Annotated in this window: 25 protein-coding genes; 19 read left to right on the top strand and 6 right to left on the bottom strand. The window is 70.8% G+C overall.

Annotated elements, in window-relative coordinates:
* Positions 1-101: 101 nt before the first annotated feature.
* The 10 genes from KZC56_RS01055 (at position 102) to KZC56_RS01010 (ending at position 8,329) form a co-directional block, all read left to right on the top strand.
* A complete protein-coding gene (locus KZC56_RS01055; protein WP_136028921.1) occupies positions 102-1,106 on the top strand; it encodes an SIS domain-containing protein in 1,005 nt (334 codons plus the stop codon).
* 16 nt (positions 1,107-1,122) lie between these two features.
* Entirely contained in the window at positions 1,123-2,409 is a 1,287-nt protein-coding gene (locus KZC56_RS01050) for an ABC transporter substrate-binding protein (protein ID WP_247637660.1), read from the top strand.
* A gap of 63 nt (positions 2,410-2,472) precedes the next feature.
* Positions 2,473-3,354 carry a carbohydrate ABC transporter permease gene (locus KZC56_RS01045; RefSeq protein ID WP_136028925.1) on the top strand — a complete coding sequence of 294 codons (882 nt, stop codon included), beginning with the start codon at positions 2,473-2,475 and terminating at the stop codon, positions 3,352-3,354.
* Between the two features lies 1 nt (position 3,355).
* On the top strand, positions 3,356-4,198 hold the full coding sequence (locus KZC56_RS01040; RefSeq protein ID WP_247637659.1) for a carbohydrate ABC transporter permease: 843 nt from the start codon (positions 3,356-3,358) through the stop codon (positions 4,196-4,198).
* A complete protein-coding gene (locus KZC56_RS01035; protein ID WP_247637658.1) occupies positions 4,195-5,127 on the top strand; it encodes a PfkB family carbohydrate kinase in 933 nt (310 codons plus the stop codon). Before KZC56_RS01040 ends, KZC56_RS01035 begins: the two co-directional genes overlap by 4 nt.
* Positions 5,124-5,861 carry a GntR family transcriptional regulator gene (locus KZC56_RS01030; RefSeq protein WP_136028931.1) on the top strand — a complete coding sequence of 246 codons (738 nt, stop codon included), beginning with the start codon at positions 5,124-5,126 and terminating at the stop codon, positions 5,859-5,861. The genes KZC56_RS01035 and KZC56_RS01030 overlap by 4 nt, the downstream gene beginning before the upstream one ends.
* Before the next feature lie 46 nt (positions 5,862-5,907).
* Positions 5,908-6,366 (top strand): FAS1-like dehydratase domain-containing protein, encoded by a 459-nt coding sequence (locus KZC56_RS01025; protein ID WP_247637657.1) that lies wholly within the window; start codon positions 5,908-5,910, stop codon positions 6,364-6,366.
* Entirely contained in the window at positions 6,366-6,767 is a 402-nt protein-coding gene (locus tag KZC56_RS01020; RefSeq protein ID WP_136045895.1) for a MaoC/PaaZ C-terminal domain-containing protein, read from the top strand. The genes KZC56_RS01025 and KZC56_RS01020 overlap by 1 nt, the downstream gene beginning before the upstream one ends.
* On the top strand, positions 6,764-7,894 hold the full coding sequence (locus KZC56_RS01015; RefSeq protein ID WP_247637656.1) for a UDP-N-acetylmuramate dehydrogenase: 1,131 nt from the start codon (positions 6,764-6,766) through the stop codon (positions 7,892-7,894). The genes KZC56_RS01020 and KZC56_RS01015 overlap by 4 nt, the downstream gene beginning before the upstream one ends.
* Before the next feature lie 30 nt (positions 7,895-7,924).
* Positions 7,925-8,329 (top strand): VOC family protein, encoded by a 405-nt coding sequence (locus KZC56_RS01010; protein ID WP_136028939.1) that lies wholly within the window; start codon positions 7,925-7,927, stop codon positions 8,327-8,329.
* Positions 8,330-8,402: 73 nt separating this feature from the next.
* Here KZC56_RS01010 and KZC56_RS01005 read toward each other — a convergent pair whose 3' ends face one another.
* Together KZC56_RS01005 and ald are read right to left on the bottom strand one after the other, a co-directional pair.
* Positions 8,403-9,602 (bottom strand): pyridoxal phosphate-dependent aminotransferase, encoded by a 1,200-nt coding sequence (locus KZC56_RS01005; RefSeq protein WP_136035984.1) that lies wholly within the window; start codon positions 9,600-9,602, stop codon positions 8,403-8,405.
* A gap of 81 nt (positions 9,603-9,683) precedes the next feature.
* Positions 9,684-10,775 carry an alanine dehydrogenase gene (gene ald / locus KZC56_RS01000; protein ID WP_136028944.1) on the bottom strand — a complete coding sequence of 364 codons (1,092 nt, stop codon included), beginning with the start codon at positions 10,773-10,775 and terminating at the stop codon, positions 9,684-9,686.
* Between the two features lie 107 nt (positions 10,776-10,882).
* On the opposite strand from ald, the gene KZC56_RS00995 reads away from it, so the two are divergent.
* On the top strand, positions 10,883-11,401 hold the full coding sequence (locus KZC56_RS00995) for an Lrp/AsnC family transcriptional regulator (protein WP_136028946.1): 519 nt from the start codon (positions 10,883-10,885) through the stop codon (positions 11,399-11,401).
* 7 nt (positions 11,402-11,408) lie between these two features.
* On the opposite strand, the gene pdxR is transcribed toward KZC56_RS00995, so the two are convergent.
* Positions 11,409-12,902 carry a MocR-like pyridoxine biosynthesis transcription factor PdxR gene (gene pdxR, locus KZC56_RS00990; RefSeq protein ID WP_247637655.1) on the bottom strand — a complete coding sequence of 498 codons (1,494 nt, stop codon included), beginning with the start codon at positions 12,900-12,902 and terminating at the stop codon, positions 11,409-11,411.
* Between the two features lie 68 nt (positions 12,903-12,970).
* Between pdxR and KZC56_RS00985 the strand changes: the two genes are divergently transcribed.
* Positions 12,971-13,966, top strand: coding sequence for an aldo/keto reductase (locus KZC56_RS00985; protein ID WP_247637654.1), 996 nt, complete (start codon positions 12,971-12,973; stop codon positions 13,964-13,966).
* A 65-nt stretch (positions 13,967-14,031) separates the two neighbouring features.
* Here the strand turns inward: KZC56_RS00985 and KZC56_RS00980 are convergent, their stop codons facing one another.
* The 3 genes from KZC56_RS00980 to aceA all read right to left on the bottom strand — a co-directional run bounded on the left by KZC56_RS00980 (position 14,032) and on the right by aceA (position 17,567).
* Positions 14,032-14,466, bottom strand: coding sequence for a hypothetical protein (locus KZC56_RS00980; protein ID WP_136029614.1), 435 nt, complete (start codon positions 14,464-14,466; stop codon positions 14,032-14,034).
* Between the two features lie 92 nt (positions 14,467-14,558).
* Positions 14,559-16,214: a malate synthase A gene (gene aceB, locus KZC56_RS00975; protein WP_247637653.1), complete on the bottom strand. Its 1,656-nt coding sequence runs from the start codon at positions 16,212-16,214 to the stop codon at positions 14,559-14,561.
* A 27-nt stretch (positions 16,215-16,241) separates the two neighbouring features.
* Positions 16,242-17,567 carry an isocitrate lyase gene (aceA, locus tag KZC56_RS00970; protein ID WP_136029610.1) on the bottom strand — a complete coding sequence of 442 codons (1,326 nt, stop codon included), beginning with the start codon at positions 17,565-17,567 and terminating at the stop codon, positions 16,242-16,244.
* A 132-nt stretch (positions 17,568-17,699) separates the two neighbouring features.
* On the opposite strand from aceA, the gene KZC56_RS00965 reads away from it, so the two are divergent.
* The 7 genes from KZC56_RS00965 (at position 17,700) to KZC56_RS00935 (ending at position 25,603) form a co-directional block, all read left to right on the top strand.
* Complete coding sequence (locus KZC56_RS00965; protein ID WP_136029608.1) at positions 17,700-19,151, top strand: XRE family transcriptional regulator; 1,452 nt, start codon at positions 17,700-17,702, stop codon at positions 19,149-19,151.
* Between the two features lie 22 nt (positions 19,152-19,173).
* The gene (locus tag KZC56_RS00960; RefSeq protein WP_247637652.1) at positions 19,174-20,301 is read left to right on the top strand and encodes a DUF6226 family protein; all 1,128 of its coding nucleotides are present in this window, start codon (positions 19,174-19,176) and stop codon (positions 20,299-20,301) included.
* Positions 20,302-20,503: 202 nt separating this feature from the next.
* Positions 20,504-21,607 carry an ABC transporter substrate-binding protein gene (locus tag KZC56_RS00955; protein WP_247637651.1) on the top strand — a complete coding sequence of 368 codons (1,104 nt, stop codon included), beginning with the start codon at positions 20,504-20,506 and terminating at the stop codon, positions 21,605-21,607.
* On the top strand, positions 21,607-22,404 hold the full coding sequence (locus tag KZC56_RS00950) for an ABC transporter ATP-binding protein (protein WP_247637650.1): 798 nt from the start codon (positions 21,607-21,609) through the stop codon (positions 22,402-22,404). Before KZC56_RS00955 ends, KZC56_RS00950 begins: the two co-directional genes overlap by 1 nt.
* Positions 22,397-23,245, top strand: a complete 849-nt coding sequence (locus KZC56_RS00945; protein ID WP_136029600.1) for an ABC transporter permease — start codon at positions 22,397-22,399, stop codon at positions 23,243-23,245. The genes KZC56_RS00950 and KZC56_RS00945 overlap by 8 nt, the downstream gene beginning before the upstream one ends.
* 104 nt (positions 23,246-23,349) lie before the next feature.
* Positions 23,350-24,726, top strand: a complete 1,377-nt coding sequence (locus tag KZC56_RS00940; protein ID WP_247637649.1) for an NtaA/DmoA family FMN-dependent monooxygenase — start codon at positions 23,350-23,352, stop codon at positions 24,724-24,726.
* Complete coding sequence (locus tag KZC56_RS00935) at positions 24,719-25,603, top strand: ribokinase (protein ID WP_247637648.1); 885 nt, start codon at positions 24,719-24,721, stop codon at positions 25,601-25,603. Before KZC56_RS00940 ends, KZC56_RS00935 begins: the two co-directional genes overlap by 8 nt.
* Positions 25,604-25,608: the final 5 nt, after the last annotated feature.

Genomic DNA, 25,608 nt, shown 5'->3' with positions numbered 1-25,608 from the left:
GACCTCTTTACAAGCCGACCGGTCTCTCGCTAACGTCAGTCATCACATGACGTCATATAACAAGTCATGATGTTTGCTACCGGTCATCAGAAGGGACCATCTTGTCTGCCACCGCTCTGTTCGTCGACTCCGCCGCCATCGAGAACCAGCTCGCTGCGGCTCGCCAGGCGATCGCGACCCGGGACACCATCTCGCGCGTCGTGCTCACCGCCTGCGGCGGCTCCTACGCCGTCATGCAGCCCATCGAGTACCTCTTCGGAACGAAGGCCGTCCGGCTCGAGGCGACCGCCCTGAACGCCGCCGAGTTCACCTCGCGCGCCTCGTCCCGCGTCGACGCGGACACCCTCGTCCTCCTCTGCTCGCACTCGGGCACCACCCCGGAGACGGTCGAAGCCGCCCGTCACGCCCGCGAGCGCGGCGCCCTCACCGTCGCCTTCACGTTCGACCCCGCCTCCCCGTTGGCCGAGGCCGCGGAGCATGTCGTGGCCTACCAGCACGGCGAGGGCAAGAGCGAGGCCCACGTCGGGCCGGCGCTCCTCCTGCGCCTCGCCGCCGGCATCCTCGACGACCGCGAGCAGGCGGGTATCGCGACCGCCGTCGACGACGCCGTGGCCCAGTTGCCCTCGCTCGTTCCCGCAGCCCGCGAGGCGCACGCCGCCGCCGCCGATGCCTGGGGCTACGCCTCCCGCCGCGAGCCCCTCATCTACACCATGGCCGCGGGATCCAACTTCGGCTCGGCCTACTCCTTCGCCATCTGCCTGCTGCAGGAGATGCAGTGGGTGCACTCCGCCGCGATCCACGCCGGCGAGTACTTCCACGGCCCGTTCGAGATCACCGAGGAGGACGTGCCCTTCATCGCGCTGCTCGGCCTCGACGAGACCCGCGCCGTGGAGCAGCGCGCCGTCGACTTCGTCACGAAGCACTCGAAGCGGGTGCTGGTGCTCGACGCGCAGGAGTTCGGCCTGGACGTCGTCGCCCCCGAGGTCCGTGGCGTCTTCGCCCACCTGCTCTTCAACATCGTGCTGCGCGCCTACGCGGACGCGCTCGCCGACCACCGTGGTCACCCCCTCAGCGTGCGCCGCTACATGTGGCGCATGGAGTACTAGGAACGAAAGGATCGCAATGATGCGAACGTCAACCCGGATCGGCGTGGCGGCTGCGGCCGCTGTCGCCCTCGTCGTCCCCCTGGCCTCGTGCGCCGGAGGCGAGAGCGAGGCCGCGGACGGCCAGGTGGAGATCAGCTTCTTCCACCGCTGGCCGAACGAGCCGAAAAACTCGTACTACAGCGACATGGTGGCGGAGTTCGAGAAGGAGAACCCCGACATCACCGTCTCCGTCGAGAGCGTGCTCAACGACGCCTACAAGGACAAGGTCAAGGTCGTCGCCGGCTCCGCGAACGCCCCGGACGTGCTCTTCACGTGGAGCGGATCGTTCGTCGATGAGCTCGTCGCCAACGACGCGCTGCTCGACCTGGGGCCGTGGCTCGAAGAGGACGCCGCGTTCCGTGACAGCTTCTACCCGAGCCAGCTCGAGGCCTTCGAGGTCGACGGCACCTCCTACGGTCTGCCTGTGGGGATGCAGTCGAAGCTGTTCTTCTACAACAAGGACGTCTTCGAGGAGCTGGGGCTCGAGCCGCCGACGACGTGGGACGAGTTCATCGACGTGCTGGAGGAGATCCAGGACGCGGGGATGACCCCCATCGAGTACGGCGCGCAGGAGCAGTGGACGATCGCGCACTACGTGGGCACGCTCAACCAGCGCGTGGTCGACCCGGAGGTCTTCGCCGCGGATCAGGATCCCGCCACCGGCGAGTTCACCGACCCCGGGTACGTGACCGCTCTGGAGAGGTTCCAGGAGCTGGCGGAGTACATGAACGACGACCTCACCGCCGTCGGGCACGAGATCGCGCGCAACGCGTGGATCGCGGGGGAGGCGCCCATCATGTACATGCAGAGCGCCGAGGTGGGGTACTTCGGCGACGCGCAGTTCGAGTACGGCACGTTCAACTTCCCGGCCGTCGAGGGAGGCAAGGGCGACCCGGAGGAGTTGACGGGGGCACCGGAGGGCTTCGCGATCTCGAAGACCACGAAGCACCCGGAGGAGGCGCAGCGCTTCCTGGAGTTCCTGCTCAGCACGCAGAGCGGCATCGCCTACGCCGAGCGGGCGGGGGAGCTGAGCCCGGTGAAGGGTGCCGTGGAGGAGGCGGACGTGCCCGAGATCTCCCAGGAGCTCGCGCAGGGGATCGTCGACGCCTCGGCGATGACCACCTGGCTCGACAACGCCTACGATCCGCAGATCGTGCAGGCGTACCTGTCCGAGACGCAGCTGATGCTCAGCGGCCAGCAGACCCCGGAGGGTGTCATGGCCGCCGTGCAGGAGGCGGCGACGCGGGTGCGCGACGCCTCCTGATCCGCCTCGGGGCCGCCGTCGCCCGCCGTCGGCGGCCCCTCCCACTTCGGAAGAGACACCGTGATGAGAACACGATCCCGAGCCTGGTCGAACCTGCTCTACGTGCTTCCCGCGATCATCCTGATCGGGGTGTTCGTGTACTACCCGCTGGTCGCCAACGCGGCCTTCGGCTTCTTCTCCTTCAGCGCCGGCGCCGGTGAGATGCGCTTCGTCGGCCTCGACAACTTCGCCCGCCTGCTGTCGGACCCCGTGATCGCGACCGCGCTGGGCAACAACATCCTGTACGCGGTCGTGTCGATCGTGTGCCAGGTGCTGGGCGCTCTCGTGATCGCGGCCTGGCTCACCCGGCTGCTGGGACCGCGCATGGGCGCCTTCCTGCGGAGCGTCTACTTCCTCCCCGCCGTCATCTCCATGACGGTGATCGCGCTGCTGTTCACGTTCGTCTACAACGCCCGTGGCGGACTGCTCAACGCCCTGCTGGAAGCCGTCGGGCTCGGCGGCCTGCAGACCGCGTGGCTCGCCGACGTCGACACGGCCATGGGGGCGGTCATCGGCGTCTCGCAGTGGCAGAGCATCGGCTACGTCTGCATGCTCTACGTCGTGGCGCTGCAGCAGATCCCCGAGGAGTACTACGAGGCGGCGTCGCTCGACGGCGCCGGCCGCATCCGCCAGTTCTTCAGCATCACCGTGCCGCAGGCCAAGGAGATGATCTTCGTCGCCATGATCCTCACCGTCTCTGGGGCCTTCACGGTCTTCAACGAGCCCTACATCCTCACCAAGGGAGGCCCGGGCAACACCACCCAGGTGCTGGCGACCTACATGTACAACCAGGGCTTCTTCCAGAACCAGATGGGCTACGCCTCGGCCATTGCCAGCCTGATCTTCGTGATCACCCTCGTGCTGTCGGTCGTGCAGATGGTGTCGTTCCGAAGCGGGAGGGACTGAGATGAGCGGCACCCGGCTCCGTCCGGCGGAACGTCTCCGCCAGGTTCCCGTCCACCTCGTCCTCGTGATCTACGCCGTCGTGATCGCCTACCCGCTGCTGTGGATGGTCATCTCGTCGTTCAAGTCGTCGTCCGAGATCTTCACCGACCCCTGGGGACTGCCGTCGGTCTGGCTCGTGCAGAACTACGCGGCCGCCTGGGACCGCGGCATCTCCGACTACTTCGTGAACTCGGTCGTCGTCACGATCGTCTCGACGGTGGCCACGGTGGCGATCGCGGCACTGTGCGCGTACGGCATGGTGCGACTGTCGAGCCGGATCGCGAACATCGTCCTGATCATCGCCATGGGCGGCCTGGTCGTCGCACCGCAGGTGAGCCTGATCCCGCTGTACCGGCTGCTGGACGCGATGGGCCTGCTGAACACCTCCTGGGCGATGATCCTGCCCTACGTGGCGTTCCGGCTGCCGATGGCGATCCTCCTCATCCGGTCGGTGTTCCTCGGGATCCCGCGCGAGCTGGAGGACGCCGCGACCATCGACGGCTGCCGCTCGTTCGGCGTCTTCCGCCACGTCTACCTCCCGCTGAGCGCCTCGGTGCTCACCACGGCCGCCGTGCTGACCGGCTACTTCGCCTGGAACGAGTTCCTCTTCGCGATCGTCTACATCGACGCCGATGCGCTGCGCACCATTCCCGCCGGGCTGATGTCGTTCCGGGACTCGCTGTCGACCGAATGGGGGGTGCTGCTGGCAGGATTGACGATCGCCGCCCTCCCGATCGTGGTGGTGTTCCTCGCACTGCAGCGCTACTTCGTGGCGGGCGTCGCGGCGGGGAGCGTGAAGGGATGACCATGGACGTGGATGACCTCCGCGCCGCGCTCGCCGCGGTGCCCCCGCCCTCGCTCGTCGGCGTGGGTGACAACGTTCTCGACTGCTACCTGCACGAGGACCTCGCCTATCCCGGGGGCAACGCCCTGAACGTCGCCGCCTACAGCCGGCTGTTCTTCGGGGGGAGTGCCGCGTTCATGGGCATCATGGGCGACGACCGGTTCGCCGACCACGTGCGCGGCGTGCTCGACGAGATCGGCGTCGACGCCGCCCGGGTCCGTCGTGTGCACGGCGCCAACGGGATGGCGTTCGTCGCCCTCGACGACGACGGCGACCGGCGCTTCGTGGCCTCCAACCGCGGCGGGGTGCAATCCGAGCTGCGGCTGCGGCTGAGCGAGGTCGACCACGAGTATCTCGCCCGCTTCGCCCGCGTGCACACGTCGGTGTACTCGTCGCTGGAGCCCGAGCTGCCCGCCATCGCCGAGCGCGGGACGCGGGTGTCGTTCGACTACTCCGACGACGCGTCACCCGAGGTGATCCGCAGCACGGCACCGCACGTCGACGTCGGCTTCTTCTCCGGGGGCGGACTCTCCGATGCCGAGGTCGAGGAACTGGGCCGCTACGCCGTGCGCTGCGGCATCGGGTCGGCCGTGGTCACCCTGGGCGCCCGCGGATCCCTCGCCTTCGACGCGCAGTCCGTGCATCGCACCGGCATCCGCCCGGTCACCGCGGTCGACGCCCTCGGCGCGGGCGACGCGTTCCTCACCGGGTTCCTCGCGGCGCGGGCGGCCGGCGCCGACCTCGGCGACTGCCTCGACGTCGCCGCGACGAGCGGGGCGCTCGCCTGCACCCTGCGCGGTGCCTTCGGATACCCTGTGCATGCCGGGGACGACGCGCGAGCGCAGATGCTGCGCCACTATCCGGCGCCGGAGAGGAGGGCTTCGACGTGACTCAGCTGTCGCCGGGGGTGGGATCGACGCCGCTGCACGAGCAGGTCCGCGGGCTGCTCCTGCGCGAGATCGACGCGGGCACCTACGGCGAAGGGGAGCGGTTGCCGTCCGAGCCGGAGCTGTGCGAACGCTTCGGCGTCAGTCGCATCACGGTGCGTCGCGCGGTCGCCGATCTGGAGAGCCTCGGCATCGTGCGACGGCAGCAGGGCCGCGGCACGTTCGTGGCGCCGCGCCGCGAAGTGATCGGAGCCATGACGCTGGGCGGATTCGCCGACACGGTCGTCGCCGACGGCGTCAAGTCCCGTCGCATCATGCGCGCCGAGACCGTCCCCGCCGACGAGAAGCGCGCGCGCCGTCTCGGCGTGCAGGTGGGTGACCCGGTGTTCCGTCTCGTGCGCGTCTTCGCCCTCGACGACATCCCGCTGTCCATCGACGACAGCCGGTACTCCCTCACCCGCTTCCCCGAATTCGACCGGCACATCCGCGACGACACCTCCACCTACCAGGTGCTCCGCGACGTCTACGGCGTGGAGTTCTCGGAGATGTACCGCGAGATCGACGTGGGGTTCACGAACGCGCAGACAGCGGAGTGGCTCGCGCGCCCCGAGCACGATCCGCTCATCGTCATCCGCAAGCGTGCTCTCGACCGCTCCGGCGAGATCGTGCACACCTCCCGGGTGAAGGTCGTCCCCAGCCGGATGACGTTGAACATGGTGGCGCGATCGAAGGACTGACGGTCGCGAGGGCGTCCGGTGTCCACCCCCTCGGTAGGATCGAGGGGTGGCAGTCAACCAAGATCTGATCGGCCGGGAGTTCCCGCCGACCGCCCCCTATCTGGTCGGCAGGGAGAAGGTGCGCGAGTTCGCGCGCGCCGTCTTCGCCGACGCCCCGCAGCACACCGACGTCGAGGCGGCCCGCGCAGCCGGCTACGCCGACGTGGTCGCCCCGCCGACCTTCGCGATGGTGATCCAGGACCTCACGCTCCAGCAGCTGCTGGGCGACGAGAACGCCGGGATCGAGCTGTCGCGCACGGTCCATGCGGAGCAGCGGTTCCGCTACTCGCGGCCGATCGTGGCGGGCGACGAGGTCACCGCACAGCTGCGGGTCACCGGCATCCGCATGATGGGCGGCAACGCCATGATCACGAGCGAGACCGAGATCGTCGATGACGAGGGTGCGCACGTGGTCACCGCCACCACCGTGCTGCTCGTCGGCGCGGAAGAGGGAGAGGACGCCTGATGGGCTTCACCGTCGGAGACGTGGTCGCCGAGCGCACCGTGCACCTCACCCGCGAGTCCCTGGTGCGCTACGCCGGTGCCTCCGGAGACTTCAACCCCATCCACTACCGCGACGACGTGGCCGCATCGGTCGGGCTCCCCGGCGTGCTCGCGCACGGCATGCTCACGATGGGCATCGCCTCGTCGGTGGTCGTGGCCGCCCTCGACCCCGCCACCCGCATCGTCGACTACGGCGTGCGCTTCACCAAGCCCGTCGTGGTCGACCCGGTGGACGGTGCCGACATCCATGTGGCGGCGACGGTCGGCGCGGTCGACGACGACACCGCGCGGATCGACCTGAAGGTCACGTTCGACGACACGAGCGTGCTCGTCAAGGCGCAGCTGCGCGTCGCCGTCCGATGAGAGAGGTCGAACCCCTGCGGCTGGCCGAGCTCACGACGCTGCGCACCGGCGGCGCCCCCGAGCGCATGTTCGACGCCACCACGACCGAGGGTCTCGTCGAGGCGCTCCGCGAGACCTGGGAGCGGGGCGACCCGTGGCTGGTGCTGGGCGGCGGCTCCAACCTCTTCGTGGGGGACGAGCCGTTCGACGGCACCGTCATCCGCGTCCGCACGACCGGGATCGAGGAGCTCCCCTCGCCGCATGCGGGTCGTATCCGGCTGCGCGTGCAGGCGGGCCACGGCTGGGATGACCTCGTCGCCTACGCGGTCGAGCACGGGTACGCCGGCCTGGAGGCCATGAGCGGCATCCCGGGGACCGTCGGTGCGTCTCCCGTGCAGAACATCGGCGCCTACGGCCAGGAGATCCAGGAGACGCTGGTCGAGGTCGAGCTGATCGACGAGTCCACGGGTGAGATCTCGACCGTGCCCGCGGCGGAGCTCGGGCTGGGCTTCCGCACCTCGGTGCTCAAGCATCACCACGGCAGCGAGCCGCAGCGCCGCGCCGTGATCCTGTCGGTGACGGTCGACCTGCTGGTCGCGGGGGAGCGGGTGGTGCGCGGTGAGCAGCTCCGTCGCGCGCTCGGGCTGACCGACGACGCGCCGGTGCTGCTGACCTGGGTGCGGGAGCGCATCCTGGCGACCCGCGGGTCGAAGGGCATGCTGCTCGACGAGCACGACCCCGACACGCACGGCGTCGGCTCCTTCTTCCAGAACGCGATCGTGACGGCTGCGCAGGCGCGCACGCTGCCCCCGGAGTGCCCGCGCTGGCCGGTGGCCCCCGACCTCGACGCCGTGACGGTCATCCCGCTCGCGTCGTACGACGGGTACGTGCCGCCGACCAGGGCCGAGGCGCCCGACGTGAAGGTGAGCGCGGCCTGGCTGATCGAACAGGCGGGTATCCGCAAGGGCTTCAAGCTCCCGCGGTCGCGCGCCTCGGTCTCCACCAAGCACGCCCTCGCCCTCACGAACCGCGGTGGGGCGACCGCGGCGGAGGTCGCGGAGCTGGCGCGGTTCATCCAGAGCCGCGTGCACGCCGAGTTCGGGCTGGTGCTGCAGCCGGAGCCGGTGCTGCTCGGCGTCGACCTCTAGGGCGTCCGACCCGCGTCGTACACTCGCCGCATGAGTGGACTGATCCCGTACCTGCTGTTCCCCGGCACCGCCGCCGAAGCCCTCGGCCACTACCGCGACGTGTTCGGGGGTGAGTTGCAGCTGATGGACTACGCGCAGGCCGGTCGCCACGACGGTCCTGGCGACGCCGTCGCGCACGGGCAGCTCAGCGGCGGCCCGGTCGAGCTCGCCGGAGCGGATGCGGGCGCCGACGACGACGCGGTGCAGATGAGCGGCATGTTCCTGTCGCTCCTCGGAACGGCGGATGCGGCGACACTGACGCGCTGGTTCGGTGAGCTCGCCGCCGGCGGGCGCGTGATCGATGCGCTGCAGCGGCGGCCGTGGGGCGACCACGACGGAACGCTCGTCGACCGCTACGGCATCCGTTGGCTCATCGGCTTCCACCCCGAGGACTGACCCGCGCGCAGCACCGGGACAGACGACGAGACCCGCCCGGCCGGGAGCGGCGAGGCGGGTCTCGGGGTGTCGGTCAGGAGAACAGTCGCTGCAGGCGCTGCACGCCCTCGAGGAGCTGCTCGTCGCCGAGCGCGTACGACATGCGGATGTAGCCGGACGGGCCGAACGCCTCGCCGGGCACCACGGCGACCTCGGCCTGGTCGAGGATGAGGTCGGCGAGCTCCAGCGACGTGGTCGGGGTCACCCCGCCCCACGTGCGACCGAGCAGGCCCTGCACATCGGGGTACACGTAGAACGCGCCGAGCGGGTTGGGCACCACGAGGCCGTCGATCTTCGACAGCTCCGACACGATGAGGCGACGACGCCGGTCGAACGCCTCGCGGAACTGCTCGGCCTCGGTCTGCGGGCCGTTGAGCGCCGCGATCGCCGCCTTCTGCGCCACGTTGTTCACGTTGCTGGTGAGGTGCGACTGCAGGTTGCCGGCGATCTTGATCGCGTCGGCCGGGCCCACCATCCAGCCGACCCGCCACCCGGTCATGGCGTACGTCTTGGCGACGCCGTTGACGAGGATCGTCTGGTTCGCGGCCGCGGGCACGGCCTCCACGATCGACGTGGCCTTCACGCCCTCGTAGGTGAGGTTCTGGTAGATCTCGTCGCTGATGATCCAGATGCCGTGCTCGACGGCCCACTCGCCGATGGCCTTCGTCTCCTCGGCCGTGTACACCGAGCCGGTGGGGTTCGACGGCGACACGAACACGAGCACGGTGGTGCGCTCGGTGCGCGCCGCCTCCAGCTGCTCGACCGTGACCTTGTACTCCTGGTCGGCGCCCGCGAACACCTCGACCGGCGTGCCGTCGGCGAGTCGGATGGCCTCGGGGTACGTGGTCCAGTACGGGGCGGGCAGCAGCACCTCGTCGCCCGGGTTCACGACGGCCTGGAAGGCCTGGTACACCGACTGCTTGCCGCCGTTGGTGACGATGACCTGGCTGGGCGACACCTCGAGTCCCGAGTCGCGGAGCGTCTTGGCGGCGATGGCCTCGCGCAGCGCGGGCAGTCCGGGGGCCGGGGTGTAGCGGTAGCTGGCCGGGTCGGCGAGGGCCTCGGCGGCGGCGTCGACGATGAACTGCGGCGTCGCGAAGTCGGGCTCGCCCGCCGCATACGAGATGACGGGCTTGCCCTCGGCCTTGAGGGCCTTCGCCTTGGCATCGACCTTGAGCGTCGCGGACTCGGCGATGGCGGACAGTTTGCGGGAGAGAGGAGCGCGTTCGGTCACGGTTACGAGCGTACTCGCGTCGCCACCGCGGTCGACATGTGGGGACCGGCCAAGATCCGCGGTTCTTTCGGGTCGGGAAGGTCAGTCCGCGAGGCCGTGGGCGCGGGCGACGGCCTCGAGCGTGATGCGTCCGCCCTGGACGTTGAGCCCCTTCGCCAGCGCCGCGTCCTCCGCGGCCGCGCGCTCCCAGCCCTTGCCCGCGATCGCGGACACGTAGGGCAGCGTGGCGTTGGTGAGGGAGCGGGTCGCCGTCGTGGGAACCGCTCCCGGCATGTTCGCGACGCAGTAGTAGATGGAGTCGTGCACCGCGAAGGTGGGGTCGTCGTGCGTGGTGGGCCGCGAGCCCTCGAAGCAGCCGCCCTGGTCGATCGCGATGTCGACCAGCACCGAGCCCTTCTTCATCCCGGCGACCATGTCGTCGGTCACGAGCTTCGGCGCGGCGGCCCCGGGGATCAGCACCGAGCCGATCACGAGGTCGGCCGTGGCGAGCTCCTCGGCGATGTCGTAGCGGCTCGACGCGCGGGTCTCGAGCGCGCCGCCGTACCGGTGCTCGAGCTCGCGCAGGCGCGGCAGGGAGATGTCGACCACCGTGACCTTCGAGCCGAGGCCGAGCGCGTTGGCTGCCGCGTGCTCTCCGGCCACGCCGCCGCCGATGACGACCGTCTTGGCGCGCGGTGTCCCGGCGATCCCGCCCAGCAGCATGCCGCGGCCGCCCTGCGACCGCAGCAGCGAGTACGAGCCCATGGTGACCGAGAGGCGTCCGGCGATCTCGCTCATGGGGACGAGGAGGGGGAGCGATCGGTCGGGCAGCTGCACCGTCTCGTACGCGACGGCCGTGGTCCCCGCGGCCACGAGGGCGTCGGTGAGCGGGCGGTCGGCGGCCAGGTGCAGGTAGGTGAACAGGGTGAGATCGTCGCGCAGGAAGCCGTACTCCGCGGCGACGGGTTCCTTGACCTTGATGAGCAGGTCGGCCTCGCCCCAGGCCTCTTCGGCGGAGTCGACGATCTCGGCGCCCGCCGCGCGGTAGTCGTCGTCGGCGATGCTGGAGCCGATGCCGGCCCCCGACTGCACGAGCACGCGGTGGCCCTCGTGCACCAGGCGATCCGCGCCCGCGGGAGTGAGGGCGACGCGGTTCTCGTTGTTCTTGATCTCGGTCGGGACGCCGATCTTCATCGATCCTCCTGGTCTCGGGGTGCGTAGGCGCAGACCAGAATCGCAGAAACGTCGAGGAAGGGACAGATTTGATGAAGGCAATTCGGCCATCGCGAGAATCCTGAATAATGCTTCGTATGGCCACCACGTCTTCCGCCCCCGAGCCGAACAGCGTTCGGGCACCGGCGCTCGACCAGACCGATGCCCGCATCGTGCAGCTGCTCACCGTCGACGGCCGCATGACCAACGCCGAGCTCGCGGCGCGCCTCGGCGTCGCGCCCTCCACCGCGCACGCCCGGTTGCGCGCCCTCGTCGACCGCGGCGTGATCACCGGCTTCCACGCCAGCGTCGACGAGCGGCAGCTGGGCGCGGGACTCCAGGCGATCATCGGCGTGAGCCTGCGCCCGAGCGCCCGGCGCGAGAGCATCGTGGAGTTCGCCGACCGGGTGCGCGCCCTGCCGCAGGTGATCCAGGTGTTCTTCCTGGGCGGCGACGACGACTTCCTGCTGCACATCGCGGTCGCGGACTCGTCGGAGATGCGCGAGTTCGTCCTGGAGCACCTGTCGGCGCAGAGCAGCGTCGCCTCGACCCGCACGAGCATCGTGTTCGACTACCACCGCAACTCCGTGGCCGCGCCGTTCCACTGAGCGGGGGTCAGGTGCGCACGGAGCGGAGGACCAGGGCGAGCCGTGCTGCGGCCTCCTCCACCAGTGCGTCGTCGAGGTTGCCGTAGCCCAGCACGAGTGCCTCGAACGGTGTGACGGCGACGGCGTACCGCTGCAGCGGCGTGAGCGCGATGCCGAGGCCCGCCGCCGCCGACACGACCTCTGCCGCCGTGCACCCCGGGGGGAGCCGCAGCACGAGGTGCATCCCCGCGGCGATCCCGGAGACCTCGAGGCCCGGCAGCTCCCGGTCGAGCGCGTCGAGCAGGCGCTGCCGTCGACGGCGGAACCGCGAGCGCGAGGATCGCAGATGCCGCTCGAAGTCGCCGCGCGTGAGGAAGTGCGCAAGGGCCGCCTGGTCGACGAGCGACGGGGGTCCTGCGGCGGGGGCGGGGGCGAGGTCGGACGGCAGGAGCATCCACCCGACGCCGAGGGCCGGGGAGACCGACTTCGACAGCGACCCGATCAGGGCGACCCGATCCGGAGCGAGGCGCTGCAGGGCGGGGACGGGGCGCCGGTCGTAGCGGAACTCCGCGTCGTAGTCGTCTTCGATCAGCAGCGCATCGGAGGCGCGGGCCCAGCGCACCAGGCGCTCGCGCCGCGCCGGCGACAGGGCGGCGCCGAGCGGGAACTGGTGGGCGGGCGTCACGAGCGCCGCGCGGGCACCGGTCTGCGCGGCGAGCTCGACCAGGCTGTCGGTGTCGATGCCCTCCGCGTCGACCGGGACCGGGATGGGCCGCAGTCCGTTCTGCTCCGCCTGCACGCGCAACCGCGACCAGCTCGGGTCCTCCACCAGGATCGTGCGGTGGCCGCGCCGGTGCAGCTCGCGCGTGAGGAGGTCCATCGCGTCGGTCGCCCCGTGGGTGATGATGACGTGGTCGGGGTCGGCCACCGCGTGCCGCGAGCGGGCCAGGTACGACGCGACGGCCGCCCTCGCGGACGGATGCCCCGATGTCGGTGCGGCGGCGAGTTCGCGATCGGGCAGCGCGGTCAGGGCCGCCCGCAGCGCGGACGACCAGCGGGCGCGCGGCACCGCGCGCAGATCCGGGATGCCGGGCCGCAGGTCGTAGCGCGCCGGTGCCCGTGTTGCGGCGCGGGACTCGGTCGCGGTGTCGGCCGCGGGCGCAAGTTCGCGCGCACCGGTGGTACCCGTGCGGCCCGGGTGGCCGGGTCGCGGTGCACCCGCGGCTTGCGGGGGAGGAGGAGTTCCGAGGCTCTCCGCGACGCGCGTCGCCGAACCGGTCCGTGCCTCCAGGACTCCCTCGGCGACGAGCTGCCCGTACGCCTCGGTCACGACCCAGCGCGAGACCCCGAGCGTCTCGGCGAGGGTCCGGCTCGGCGGCAGCGCGGCGCCGGGGGTGAGGCGTCCGTCATCGATCGCGCGGCGCAGGGCCGACTCCACGCGATCGCGCAGCAGACCGCCCTCGACGTCGGAGCCGAGATCGATCAGGGTCTCCCACGCGAGAATCGGTCTGGTGTTCTGCATCGTGATTGGAGTGTAGCGCCGGACCGATAGCTCTCTAGCGTGGAGCCGTCCCCGAGAAAGGAACCCCCATGCAGTACCGCACCCTCTCCGACGGCCGCACGTCTTTCGACGTCTCCACGCTCTGCCTCGGTGCCATGAACTTCGGCACCCGCACCGACGAAGAGACCTCACGCGCCATCCTCGACCGCTTCGTCGAGGCCGGTGGCACGTTCATCGACACCGCGAACAACTACAGCCTCTGGGCGGGAGGTCACGGGCGCGAGAGCGAGCAGCTCCTCGGCCGCTGGCTGCACGACCGAGGCAACCGCGACGGCGTCCGCATCGCGACCAAGATCGGCGCCGCCCAGAAGGATCCGGCGAAGCCGCTGTCTAACACCCCTCCGACGAACTTCGAGGGGCTGTCGGCCGAGGTCATCCGGCGGCAGGGCCCCGAGAGCGCGCGCCAGCTCGGCATCGACCGCATCGACGTGCTCTACGGTCACGTGGACGACACCGAGGTGCCGCTCGCCGAGACCGTCGGTGCGTTCGGGGAACTGCAGCGCGCGGGGCTCGTCGGCATCGCGGGCATCTCCAACGTGCCCACCTGGCGCGTGGTGGAGGCACGGGAGGAGGCCCAGCGCCAGGGCGTCGCGCCGTACGGCGTCGTGCAGCAGCAGTACAGCTATCTGTATCCGGCGCCCCGGCTCGGACGGAACAACTTCGTGACGCCCGAGCTGCTGAGCTATGCGGCCTCGACCGGCACGGACGAGCGACCCCCGCTCGCGATCACCGTGTACTCACCGCTGCACCAGGGCGCCATCGCCCGGGTGGACAAGCCGCTGTGGGGCGGCGTCGACCACCCCTCCAGTCACGTCCGCCGCGCGCTGCTGCACGAGGTCGCCGCGGAGCTCGGAGCGACCGCGAACCAGGTCGCCCTCGCGTGGCTGCTCGGCGCCGAGGTGCCCGTCATCCCCGTGGTCGGCGTCTCCAGCGTCGCGCAGCTCGACGAGGCTCTCGGTGCCGCCGACCTCGTGCTCGACGCGGAGGTGCGCGCCCGTCTCGACGCGGAACCCGGAGAGGAGTGATCCCCGCCGCACGGCCGAGGGCCCGACACGTGCGGTGTCGGGCCCTTGTGCGCGTGAGCCGGGGCTCAGGTCTCGAAGGACGACGGCACCGCGCAGTAGTCCGCGAAGCGGCGGGCGGGGTGCGCGGGATCCGTGAGGTCGACCAGGGCGTTCGCGGCCGTGTGCGGCGGCTCCTCCCCGGCGAGCTGCCAGAGCACGGAGTTCCACAGGCCACGCGCCGTGGGCGACACCACCGCGGCGGGACCGGAGACGAGCAGGATGGTGCCGTCCGCACTGCCGGTGCGGAACGGTGTGATGATGAGGGCACGCAGCGCCGTCTCGTCCACCGCGGTGAGGTGCACGCGCTCCACCGTCTGGTCCGCGGCGGTGAGCGCGGTGGCGAGCGCATCGGCGGCGAGGCGCGACCGCTCGGCATCGGCTCCCGCGACCGCGAACAGCCGGCGGCCGCGCGGATACAGGTGCAGGAACTCCTCGGCGATGCCGGTCCACACGTCGCTCATGGGTCCAGGCTACGCCCGCACCGGACGACCGGGGCCGCGGCGGACGCACCGGTGCCGCGGGCCTCTCGACCCGCGGCACCCGTGTCCCGCGCTCAGTCCTCGTCGATCAGGAAGCGGCTGTACGCGCCGAGGGTGAGGAACGCGGGGAACTCCTCCTGCAGGGCGACCTCGCGGAAGATCTCGGCCGCGTCGTCGAAGCGGTCCCCGTCGCGGCGGTCCACCCCGTCCAGCACCTCCGCGATCAGCCCCTCCACGTACTCGACCGTGATCGGGGTGCCGTCCTGCGTCGTGCGGTCCTGGTGGATCCACTGCCACACCTGCGACCGGCTGATCTCGGCGGTCGCCGCGTCTTCCATGAGGTTGTCGATCGCCACCGCTCCGAGCCCGCGCAGCCACGCCTCCAGGTAGCGGATCGCGACCGACACGTTGTCGCGCACGCCCTGTGCGGTGATCGGCCGCCCGATGTGCAGGTCGAGCAGGTCCTCGGCGGTGACGTGCACCTCGGGGCGCTGCCGGTCGACCTGGTTCGGACGGTCGCCGAGCACCGCGTCGAACTCGGCCTGCGCCGTGGGGATGAGGTCGGGGTGGGCGACCCAGGTGCCGTCGAAGCCGTCGCCGGCCTCGCGCTTCTTGTCGGCCGACACCTTCTCCACCGCGCGCGCCGTGACCTCGGGATCGCGGCGGTTGGGGATGAAGGCGCTCATGCCGCCGATCGCGAAGGCCCCGCGCTTGTGACACGTCTGCACCAGCAGCTCGGTGTACGCCCGCATGAACGGGACCGTCATCGTCACCTCGCTGCGGTCCGGCAGCACGAACCGGGCTCCGCGCCCGCGGTAGTTCTTGATGATGGAGAAGATGTAGTCCCAGCGACCGGCGTTGAGGCCCGCGCAGTGGTCGCGCAGCTCGTACAGGATCTCGTCCATCTCGAACGCGGCGGGCAGCGTCTCGATCAGCACGGTCGCGCGGATGGTGCCGTGCGGGATCCCGACGTACTCCTCACTGAAGGAGAACACGTCGTCCCACAGCTTCGCCTCCTCGCTGGACTCGAGCTTGGCGAGGTAGAAGTACGGCCCGCGGCCGCCGTCGATCAGCGCCTGCGCGTTGTGCAGGAAGTAGAGGCCGAAGTCGACCAGCGAGCCGGAGGCCGAGGTGCGGCGGCCGGCGCGGTCGATGAACCCGATGTGCTTCTCGGGCAGGTGCCAGCCGCGCGGGCGCATCACGATCGTGGGCGTGCGCTCGGCGGTGACGCGGTACTCCTTGCCCTCGGGGGAGGTGAAGGACAGCTCGCCGCGGATGGCGTCGCGCAGCGACAGCTGCCCCTCGATCACGTTCTTCCAGGTGGGGCTCGTGGCGTCCTCCTGGTCGGCGAGCCAGACGCGGGCGCCCGAGTTGAGGGCGTTGATGGTCATCTTCGGGTCGGTGGGCCCGGTGATCTCGACGCGGCGGTCCTCCAGCCCGGGCCCGGCACCCGCGACGCGCCAGTCGGCGTCGGCGCGGATGTGCGCGGTGTCGTCACGGAAGCGCGGGTCGTGGCCGTTGCCGATCTCGAAGCGGCGGCGCAGGCGGTCGGCCAGGCGGTCGTGGCGGCGAGAGGCGAAGCGGTGGTGCAGCTCGGTGAGGAAGGCGATCGCCGCGGGGGTGAGGATCTCGTCGTAGCGGTCGCGGATCGGTCCGGTGACCTCGATCGCAGGTCCCTGCCGGGTCGTCGGGATCGGGGCGGTGGTCGGGGGGGCGGTGGGAGTGGTCATGATGCGGATCCTTTGCAGAGGTGGGGATCAGTGGAACTGGGCGGCCTCGGTGGAGCCGGCGAGGGCCAGGGTCGCGCTGTCGGGGTTGAGCGCGGTGGAGATCACGTCGAAGTAGCCGGTGCCCGCCTCGCGCTGGTGCTTGGTGGCGGTGTAGCCGTCGGCCTCGGCGGCGAACTCGGCCTCCTGCAGCTCGACGTAGGCGCTCATGGCGCGCTCGGCGTAGCCGCGGGCGAGGTCGAACATGGAGTGGTTCAGGGCGTGGAAGCCCGCCAGCGTGATGAACTGGAACTTGTAGCCCAGGTCGGCCAGCTCCTGCTGGAACGTCGCGATCTCGGCGTCCGACAGGTGGCGCTTCCAGTTGAAGCTCGGGGAGCAGTTGTAGGCCAGGAGCTTGCCGGGGAACTCGGCGTGGATCGCCGCGGCGAACTCCCGGGCGAGCTCGATGTCGGGCTCACCGGTCTCGACCCACAGCAGGTCGGCGTAGGGCGCGAAGGCGAGCCCACGGCTGATGACCGATTCGATGCCGGGACGGATGCGGTAGAACCCCTCGGTCGTGCGCTCGCCGGTGGTGAACTCCCGGTCGCGCTCGTCGACGTCGCTCGTGAGCAGGTCGGCGGCCAGGGCGTCGGTGCGGGCGATGATCACGGTCGGCACCCCGGCGACGTCGGCCGCGAGTCGCGCGGCGTTCAGCGTGCGGATGTGCTGCTGCGTGGGGACGAGCACCTTGCCGCCCAGGTGACCGCACTTCTTCTCGCTCGCGAGCTGGTCCTCCCAGTGGATCGCGGCGGCGCCGGCCTGGATGAGCGACTGCGCGAGCTCGTAGGCGTTGAGAGGCCCACCGAATCCGGCCTCCGCGTCGGCGACGATCGGGGCGAGCCAGTCCTGCGTGATCTCGCCCTCGGCGTGCTCGAGCTGGTCCTGCCGGAGCAGCGCGTTGTTGATGCGGCGGACCACGGCGGGCACCGAGTTCGCGGGGTAGAGCGACTGGTCGGGGTAGGTCTGCCCGGCGAGGTTGCCGTCGGCGGCGACCTGCCACCCGGAGAGGTAGATGGCCTTGAGCCCGGCCCGCACCTGCTGCACGGCTTGCCCGCCGGTGTAGGCGCCGAGCGCCCGGACGTAGTCCTCGGTGTGCAGGAGGTTCCACAGGTTCTCGGCACCGCGGTGCGCGAGGGTGGCGTCCTCGCGGACGGAGCCTCGGATGCGGATGACGTCGTCGGCGGAGTAGGTGCGCTCGACGCCGTCCCAGCGGGGGTCGGTGTCCCAGATCTCCTGGAGCTCCGCCGCCGTCTGAACCTGGTCGCCGGCGCGCAGGCCGGCGGGGCGCGGGGTGGGGTTTGATGCGGTGTTCGTCATGGTGTCTCCTCGGATGGAACCGGCGTCGGTGCCGGTGGCGTGGTCCCACTCTGTGTGAACTTCGGCGCTCTTCTCGGCCGGATCGAAGGAGAAGTTTGCCCTTCTTTCTGTTTTCGTGACAGAATCCCCGCCATGACCAGCACCGAGGCCGCAGAAGACACCGACGCCCTCACGATCGGGCGACGGATCCGTCAGCTGCGCACCGCTCAGGGGATGACCCTCGAAGAGCTCGCGACGGCGGTGGACCGCGCTCCCAGTCAGCTGTCGATGATCGAGACCGGCAAGCGCGAGCCCAAGCTCACGCAGCTCCAGGCGATCGCGCGAGCGCTCGGGGTCACGATCGACGCGCTGCTGGAGGGCGAGCCGCTCGACGAGCGCAGCAGCCTGGAGGTCGCGCTGGAGCGGGCGATGAAGGGCCAGACGTTCCGGGCGCTCGGCATCGATCCGTTCCGCATCGCGAAGACCGTGCCGACCGATGCGCTGAAGGCGATGCTCGCGCTCCACGGCGAGATCGACCGGCTGCGGGACGAGCGGGCGGCCACGCCGGAGGAGGCGCGGCGGGCGAACGTGGAGCTGCGGCACCTGATGCGGAGGCAGGACAACCACTTCGCCGACCTGGAGGCCAAGGCGTCGGAGATCCTCGCCGCGGTGGGGCACCCGGGCGGACCCCTCACGCAGCGGACGGCCTCGGAGATCGCCGCCTACCTCGGCTTCACGCTGCACTACGCCCCCGACCTGCCGCAGACCACCCGCAGCGTCGCCGATCTCGCCCACGGACGGCTCTACCTGTCGAGCAGCGTCCCGGCCAAGGGTGATGCGCGGACGGCGGTGCTGCAGGCGCTCTCGAGCCGGATCCTCGGGCACGCCGAGCCGCGCAGCTACGCCGAGTTCCTGCGGCAGCGCGTCGAGACGAACTACCTCACGGGCGCCCTCCTCATCCCGGAGGCCCACGTCGTGCCGACGCTCAAGGACGCGAAGCAGCGGCGTGCGATCTCGATCGAGGACCTCCGCGACGCCTACTCCGTGTCGTACGAGACGGCCGCGCACCGCTTCACCAACCTCGCGACACGGCACCTCGACATCCCGGTGCACTTCCTCAAGGTGCACGAGTCGGGCACCATCACCAAGGCGTACGAGAACGACGACGTGAACTTCCCGACCGATCGGCTGGGCGCGATCGAGGGACAGATGTGCTGTCGACGGTGGACCTCGCGGGTCGTGTTCGACGAGGACGACCGCTTCAACCCGTACTACCAGTACACGGACACGGGCAACGGGACCTATTGGTGCACGGCCCGGGTCGAGGCGTCGAGCGAGGGGCTGCACTCCGTGAGCGTGGGGGTGCGGTTCGACGACACGAAGTGGTTCGTGGGCCGCGACACCCCGCACCGCGGCGTCTCGAAGCACTCGGTCGAGGTGTGCTGCCGCCGTGCCCCCGCGGAGCTGGAGGAGCGGTGGCGCGAACAGTCGTGGCCCAACGTGAAGACCCCGCGCACGCTGCTGGCGACCCTGCCCACCGGCGCCTTCCCCGGCGTGGACACCACCGACGTGTACGAGTTCCTGGAGGCCCACGCGCCGCGGTGACCCCGCTCGGTACGCTCGGTCGATGAGCAGTGCTGTCTTCCCCGGTCCCCTCGGCCCGATGCCCGAGGCGGGTGCCGCCGCGGTCCTGTGGATGCCCCCGCAGGCGGATGCTCCGGGGCCGGTCCGGTTCGTCGACGGCTTCGAGCCGTTCGCCGAATTCGCGCGGGGCCACGAGGTCGACCCCGCGCTGCTCGCCGTCGATCTCGGGGCGACGTGGGACTTCGTCGCCGGTCATCCTGAGGTCCTCGAGAGCGAGACGCTGGCCGCGGGGGCGGCGCGGTTCGTGGGGAACGTCATCGCGGTCGTGCACCCGGCCGCGACATGGCGGATGACGAGTGAGCCGGAGATCGGGACCAACACCCTCTCGATCCCGGTCGCGGGTCTCGTGCAGGGGATGGTGCAGCAGCCCGGCCAGCGGGATGCGTTCCTGCAGATGCTCGCTCCGTGGGAGCAGGACGACATCGATGACGAGGAGATGAGGGCGCTGTCCGCGGAGGATTCGGCTCCCGCGGTCGTCGTCGTCCCGGCGCGCGCGTATGTCCGGCCTGCTCTCCCGATCCTGACCTTCCACGACGACCGCGGCGAGGGGATCCCCTACGGGCACCGCTGGCCCGACGGCATCGCGCCGGAGGAGTCGTACTCCCGGGAATCCCACCCGGAGCGCTTCGCACCGCTGTCCCTCGTGGTCGACGCGCTCATCGAGCACCTCCGTCGCGAGTACGAGGTCGAGGTGCGGCGAGAGAGGGGGGAGGGCGGGACCGAGCACGTCGTGCTCGAACCGGCGCGCGGTGCGCAGATCACGATCACGCCGGGCGTTCCCTCCGTCCGCATCGATGCGGGTGCCCACTTCCACGCGATCGTGCCCTCGTGCATCTGCGATGCCTGCGACGAGACCGCCGAGACCGCGGCGGACGAGCTGGAGCGGATCGTGCTGTCGGTCGCCGCCGGGGGCTTCCGGGAGAAGTACCCCGTGGGTCGCCGTGCGTGGCTGTACACGGAGATCCGGTCGCCGGACGGCGAGCGGCGGGAGAGCAGCTCCGGTCCTGCACCGGAGATGCCCGCCGAGGCGCGAGAGCGCGCGGCCGCCCTGCTGCGCGGGCTCGACGACGGCTGGTGGCCCGCCTGGCCGCTCCGCTCCATCCCCGCCTGACCCCGCCTGACCCCGGCCCCACCTCCGCCCGTTCGTGCCCCGTATGCACGACGGTGTTCCGCGTGCACGACCCGACGGTCGGGAGAGTCGTGCGCCCGTCGCCCGATCGTGCCGGACGAACTTAGTTTGATCTTGCTTAGTCAAGATTGACTATGTTACTTTCATCGAGCCATCAATGACGAACGGCCGAGAAGGGACCCTCATGGCTACTTCCTCTGCGGAAACCCGATTCCGCACCACTGCCACCCTGACGTGCGTTCTCGCCGCCACGCTGACGCTCGGAGCATGCTCCGCGCAGACGCCGGGCGGCGATACCGCCCCCACGAGCGCAGACGGATCCGACGCCTGCCAGCGCAACCAGGACGCCGGCACCATCACCTACATCTCCGGCTACGGCTACTCCGCCAGCGCCGGGCAGCTCGACGTGTTCCTCGCGAAGGAGCTCGGCTACTTCGACGACCTCTGCCTCGATGTCGAGATCAACGCCTCCGGCGCGAACGGACAGCAGCTCGTCGCCTCCGGTCAGGCGCAGTTCACCGCCCTCGGCTCCGCGTCCGACGTGATGCTCGCCGCCGCCAACAGCAAGAACCTCACGGCCGTCGCGACCTACGGCACGACCCCGCCGTTCTCGATCTTCGGCAACGAGAAGCTCGAGGACCTCACCGACCTCGAGGGCGGCTCGCTCGGCTACTTCATCAACCTCACGCCCATCGCCTCGGCCATGCTCGACGAGGCCGGCGTCGACGTGTCGAAGGTCGAGATGGTGAAGATGACCAACTACGACCCCACCGTGGTCGTGCGCGAGCAGGTCGACGCGATCGTCGGCTACGCCTCCAACCAGCCGCAGACCCTCAAGGCGCAGGACCTCCCGTTCAGCGAGTTCCTGCCGTCCGACCTCGGCGTCGAGGGCACCTACAACGTGATGGAGGTGAACTCGCGTTTCCTCGCCGAGCACCGCGAGGTCGCCGCCGACTTCCTGCGCGCGAGCCTCAAGGCACTGCAGTTCTGCCTCGACGAGTCCGACGAGTGCATCGACATGCTCGCCGAGCTCGCGGAGGAGAACGGCCAGGGCGCCGCGTTCCCGCGCGACCAGCTCGCCCGCACGTGGGAGGTCGAGTCGGCCTGGGTGCGCGAGAGCGCGGGCGGCAACCCCGGCGTGCAGACCAAGGCCATGTGGGAGCCCGAGTACGAGATCGTGCAGGAGTACGGCGACGTGAAGAACCTGCCCGCGATCGCCGACATGATGGACCCCGACCTGGTGGCCGACCTCTACGACGGCGACGAGCTCATCTGGACGGCGAAGTGATGACCGCGGCCACAGGCGCCGGCGTCGAGGTGCGCAACGTCTCGAAGTCGTTCGGGGTCGACGGAGCCAGGGTCACCGTGCTCGACGACGTGAGCCTCACGATCGGCATGGGCGAGTTCGTGTCGGTGATCGGCCCGAGCGGCTGCGGCAAGTCGACGCTGCTCAAGGTCGTCGCCGGGCTCCTCGACGCCGACTCGGGCACCGTGACCATCGACGGCGAGAGCGTCACCGCGGCATCCCGCGACAAGAAGATCGGCCTCGTGCCGCAGTCGCCCGCCCTGCTTCCGTGGAAGACCGTGCGCGAGAACGTCGAGCTCCCCGTGCGGATCAACCGCGGGGCGAACGGCGGCCGCGCCCTCCGCGACCCCGCGGAGCTGCTGTCGACCTTCGGCCTCGGGCATGCCCTGAAGAAGTACCCCGGGCAGCTGTCCGGCGGCATGCAGCAGCGCGCCGCGATCGCCAGGGCCTTCGTGTTCGACCCGGCGATCATGCTGATGGACGAACCGTTCTCGGCCCTCGACGAGATGAACCGCGACCTGCAGCGCATCGCCCTGCTGGACTTCTGGCAGTCCAACCGCAAGGCCGTCATGTTCGTCACGCACTCCGTGCCCGAGGCCATCATGCTCTCGGACCGGATCGTGGTGATGGCCGCCCACCCCGGGCGCATCGCCGAGGTGATCGACGTGAACCTGCCGCGGCCCCGCACCGAGGAGGCGTACGCCACCGACGAGTTCCGCGACCTGGAAGCAGTCGTGCGCGGTGCGCTGCGCGCGCAGACGGAGAAGGCCCATGTCTGAGCTGACCATGAGAGACACCACCGCCACCCTCGCCACCGCGCGCCTGCGCGAGACCCCCCGCCGCGGCGTCCCGTCGTGGCTGCGCTGGGGATCGTGGCTGCCCACCCTCATCACCTTCGTGATCGCGGCGCTGCTGTGGCAGATCGTCGCATGGACCAACCCCTATGTGCTGCCCACGCTGGAGGCGATCGGAGGAAGCCTCGTCGACGACGCGGGCATGTACTGGTCGAACTTCCTGGTGACGCTGCTCGAAGTGGTGGTCGGCGCCTCGGCCGGCATCCTCGCCGGGTTCCTGCTGGCGGTGGTGATGGCAGAGTTCCAGATCATCGAACGGGCCGTCATGCCGCTCGTGATCATCGTGATGGTCACGCCGATCGTCGCGATCGCCCCCGCGCTGGTCGTCGCGTTCGGCTTCGGCATGGTGCCGAAGTTCATCGTGACCGGGCTGGTGGTGTTCTTCCCGATGCTGGTCAACTCGCTCGCCGGACTCCGCGACGTCGACCAGAAGGCGCTCGACGTGTTCAAGACCCTGCACGCCTCGCGGTGGGAGATCTTCCGCGAACTGCGATTCCCGGGCAGCATGCCCTATGTCTTCGCCGGGCTGCGGATCGCCCTGCCGCTGGCCGTGGTCGGAGCCGCGGTCGCGGAGTTCGTCGCCGCCGGGCAGCAGGCCGGCCTCGGCTCGCTCGTCACCACCTCCGCCGCACAGGCGAACCTCCCCGTTACCTGGGCCAGCATCGCGCTGCTCTGCCTGCTCGGCGTGCTCCTGATCGTGCTCCTCGCGGTCGTGCGCAAGCGCGTCCTGTGGTGGAGCGACGGCGAGGTCACCGCCAAGGGCTGACCCGGCCCCACCCGCCCCGGGGGTGCGCCCCCGCCCCCGGGGTTCCCCCGGCGTGCCCGGACACCCCACGACGACACCACCCACCCACAAGGAAGGCACCCGCCATGACCGATCACCCCGTGAAGCAGCTGCGCCTCGGCCTCTTCGAGAACGCGCAGGCGAACGACTCCGGCACTGCGACCTGGCGCCACCCGGACAACGGGCGCTACCTCTTCGACCGACTCGACTACTGGCGCGACACCGCGCGCATGGCGGAGGACGCGGGCTTCGATTTCCTGTTCCTCGCCGACGCGTGGGGGTGGGCCGACGTCGCGGGCGAGCGTCCCGACATCTGCTCGATCGAAGGCCTCGACCTGCCGCGACTCGACCCCGCCGTGCTCCTCGCGGCTCTCATTCCGCAGACCACGCGCCTCGGACTCGTCGCCACCGGGTCGACGCTGCTGGAGCCGCCCTACGCGTTCGCGCGGCGCATGGCCAGCCTCGACATCCTGTCCGGCGGGCGCATCGGCTGGAACGTCGTCACGACCGGCACCGCCGACACCGCCGTGCAGGGCTTCGGGGTGCCGATGGTCGGGCACGACGAGCGCTACCTGATGGCCGACGACTTCATGCAGGTCGTGTACAAGCTGTGGGAGCAGGCGTGGGAGGAGGGGGCGCTCGAGCGCGACAAGTCCGGCCGCTTCGCCGACCCGGCCAAGGTGCACCGCATCGCGCACGACGGCCCGTACTTCCGCTCGCACGGCTACGGCAACACGCAGCGCTCGCCGCAGGGCACCCCGGTGCTGTTCCAGGCGGGCGCGTCTCCGGCCGGACGCGAGTTCGGCGGCAAGCACGGCGAGGCGATCTTCGTCGGCAGCGGCTCGGTCGAGCAGCTCCGCGGCCACGCGACCGCGATCCGCGAAGAGGCCGTGAAGAACGGCCGCGCCGCGCACGAGGTCAAGATCATGTCCGCGTTCGCCGCCGTCGTCGGCAGCACCGAGGAGGAGGCTCGTCGCACGTACGCCGAGGTCGCCGACGCCCAGAACCCCGAGGTCACGGTCGCCTCCTACGCCTGGTTCACCGGCCTCGACCTGTCGTCGTACGACCCGAGCACACCGATGTCGGAGCTGAGCACGGAGCTGTCGCAGACCCAGGTCGCGCGCTTCGCCGACAAGACCGTGGGCGACGTGCTGGGCGACTGGCACGCGCACGGCGTCGGCGCCCGCCCGCTCGTCGGCACCCCGGAGCAGGTGGCCGACCGGATGATCGCGCTCGCCGACGGTGCCGACCTCGACGGCTTCCTGTTCGCCCCGGTCATCCCGCCGGCGTCCACCAAGGACTTCATCGAGCACGTGCTGCCGATCCTGAAGGAGCGCGGCGCGATCGTCGAGCCGTCCGACGAGCCGCAGTCGCTGCGCGAGCGGCTGATGGGAACCCCGACGCCCGCGCTGGCCGAGTCGCACGTGGGTTCGACGTACCGCCGGTCGATGGCGCGTGTCTGACGAGCTGTCCGGCGTCGCTGTCGTGGGGAGCGCGAACCTCGATCTGGTGGTCGAGGTGTCGCGCCCCCCGCGCATCGGCGAGACACTGCTGGGCCGCGCCGGCGGCCGTTTCGCGGGCGGCAAGGGCCTGAACCAGGCGGTCGCCGCGGCCCGCAGCGGCGCACCGACGCGGTTCTGCGGTGTGGTCGGGACGGACGAGGGCGCCGCACTGCTGGAGCACACGCTCGCCGACGCCGGGGTCACCTCGGCCCTGCGCCGCTCGGATACCGCCCCGACCGGGGTCGCGCACGTGCTGGCGCTGGAGGGCGGCGACAACAGCATCATCGTCGGGGCCGGCGCGAACGCCGAGCTGTCGCCGGAGGATGCGGTCGCCGGGGTCTCCGGGGCCGCGGTCGTGCTGGCGCAGCTCGAGGTGCCGGTGCCCGCGGTGTCGGCGGCACTGCGGGCGGCGCGCGACGCCGGCGCCACGACCGTGCTGAACGCCGCCCCCGCCCACGCCGCGACCCTCGGGCTGCTGGAGTGCGTGGACGTGCTCGTGGTGAACGAGACGGAGTGCGCGGAGCTCGGCGGCATCGACCTCTTGCACCGCGCCGGGGCCGCGACCGTGGTGCTCACGCGCGGCGCCGGGGGAGTGGACCTGCACCGCACCGGTCGCCCGGTTGTGCACGTCGAGGCGTTCCGTATCGATCCGGTCGACACGACGGGCGCGGGCGACGCGTTCTGCGGCGCGCTCGCCGGTGCGCTCGCCCGTCGGGTGCCGGTGGAGGACGCCCTCGCCCTCGCGTGCGCCGCGGGGGCGATCGTGGCGCTGCACCGGGGAGCGACCACTCCGGCGCTCACGCCCGAGGCGCTGGCGGAGCTGACGGCGACGCGCTGAGGCCG

The sequence above is a fragment of the Microbacterium sufflavum genome, assembly GCF_023091155.1.
Classification (GTDB): domain Bacteria; phylum Actinomycetota; class Actinomycetes; order Actinomycetales; family Microbacteriaceae; genus Microbacterium; species Microbacterium sufflavum.
This window is presented reverse-complemented; position numbering and strand designations above follow the sequence as displayed.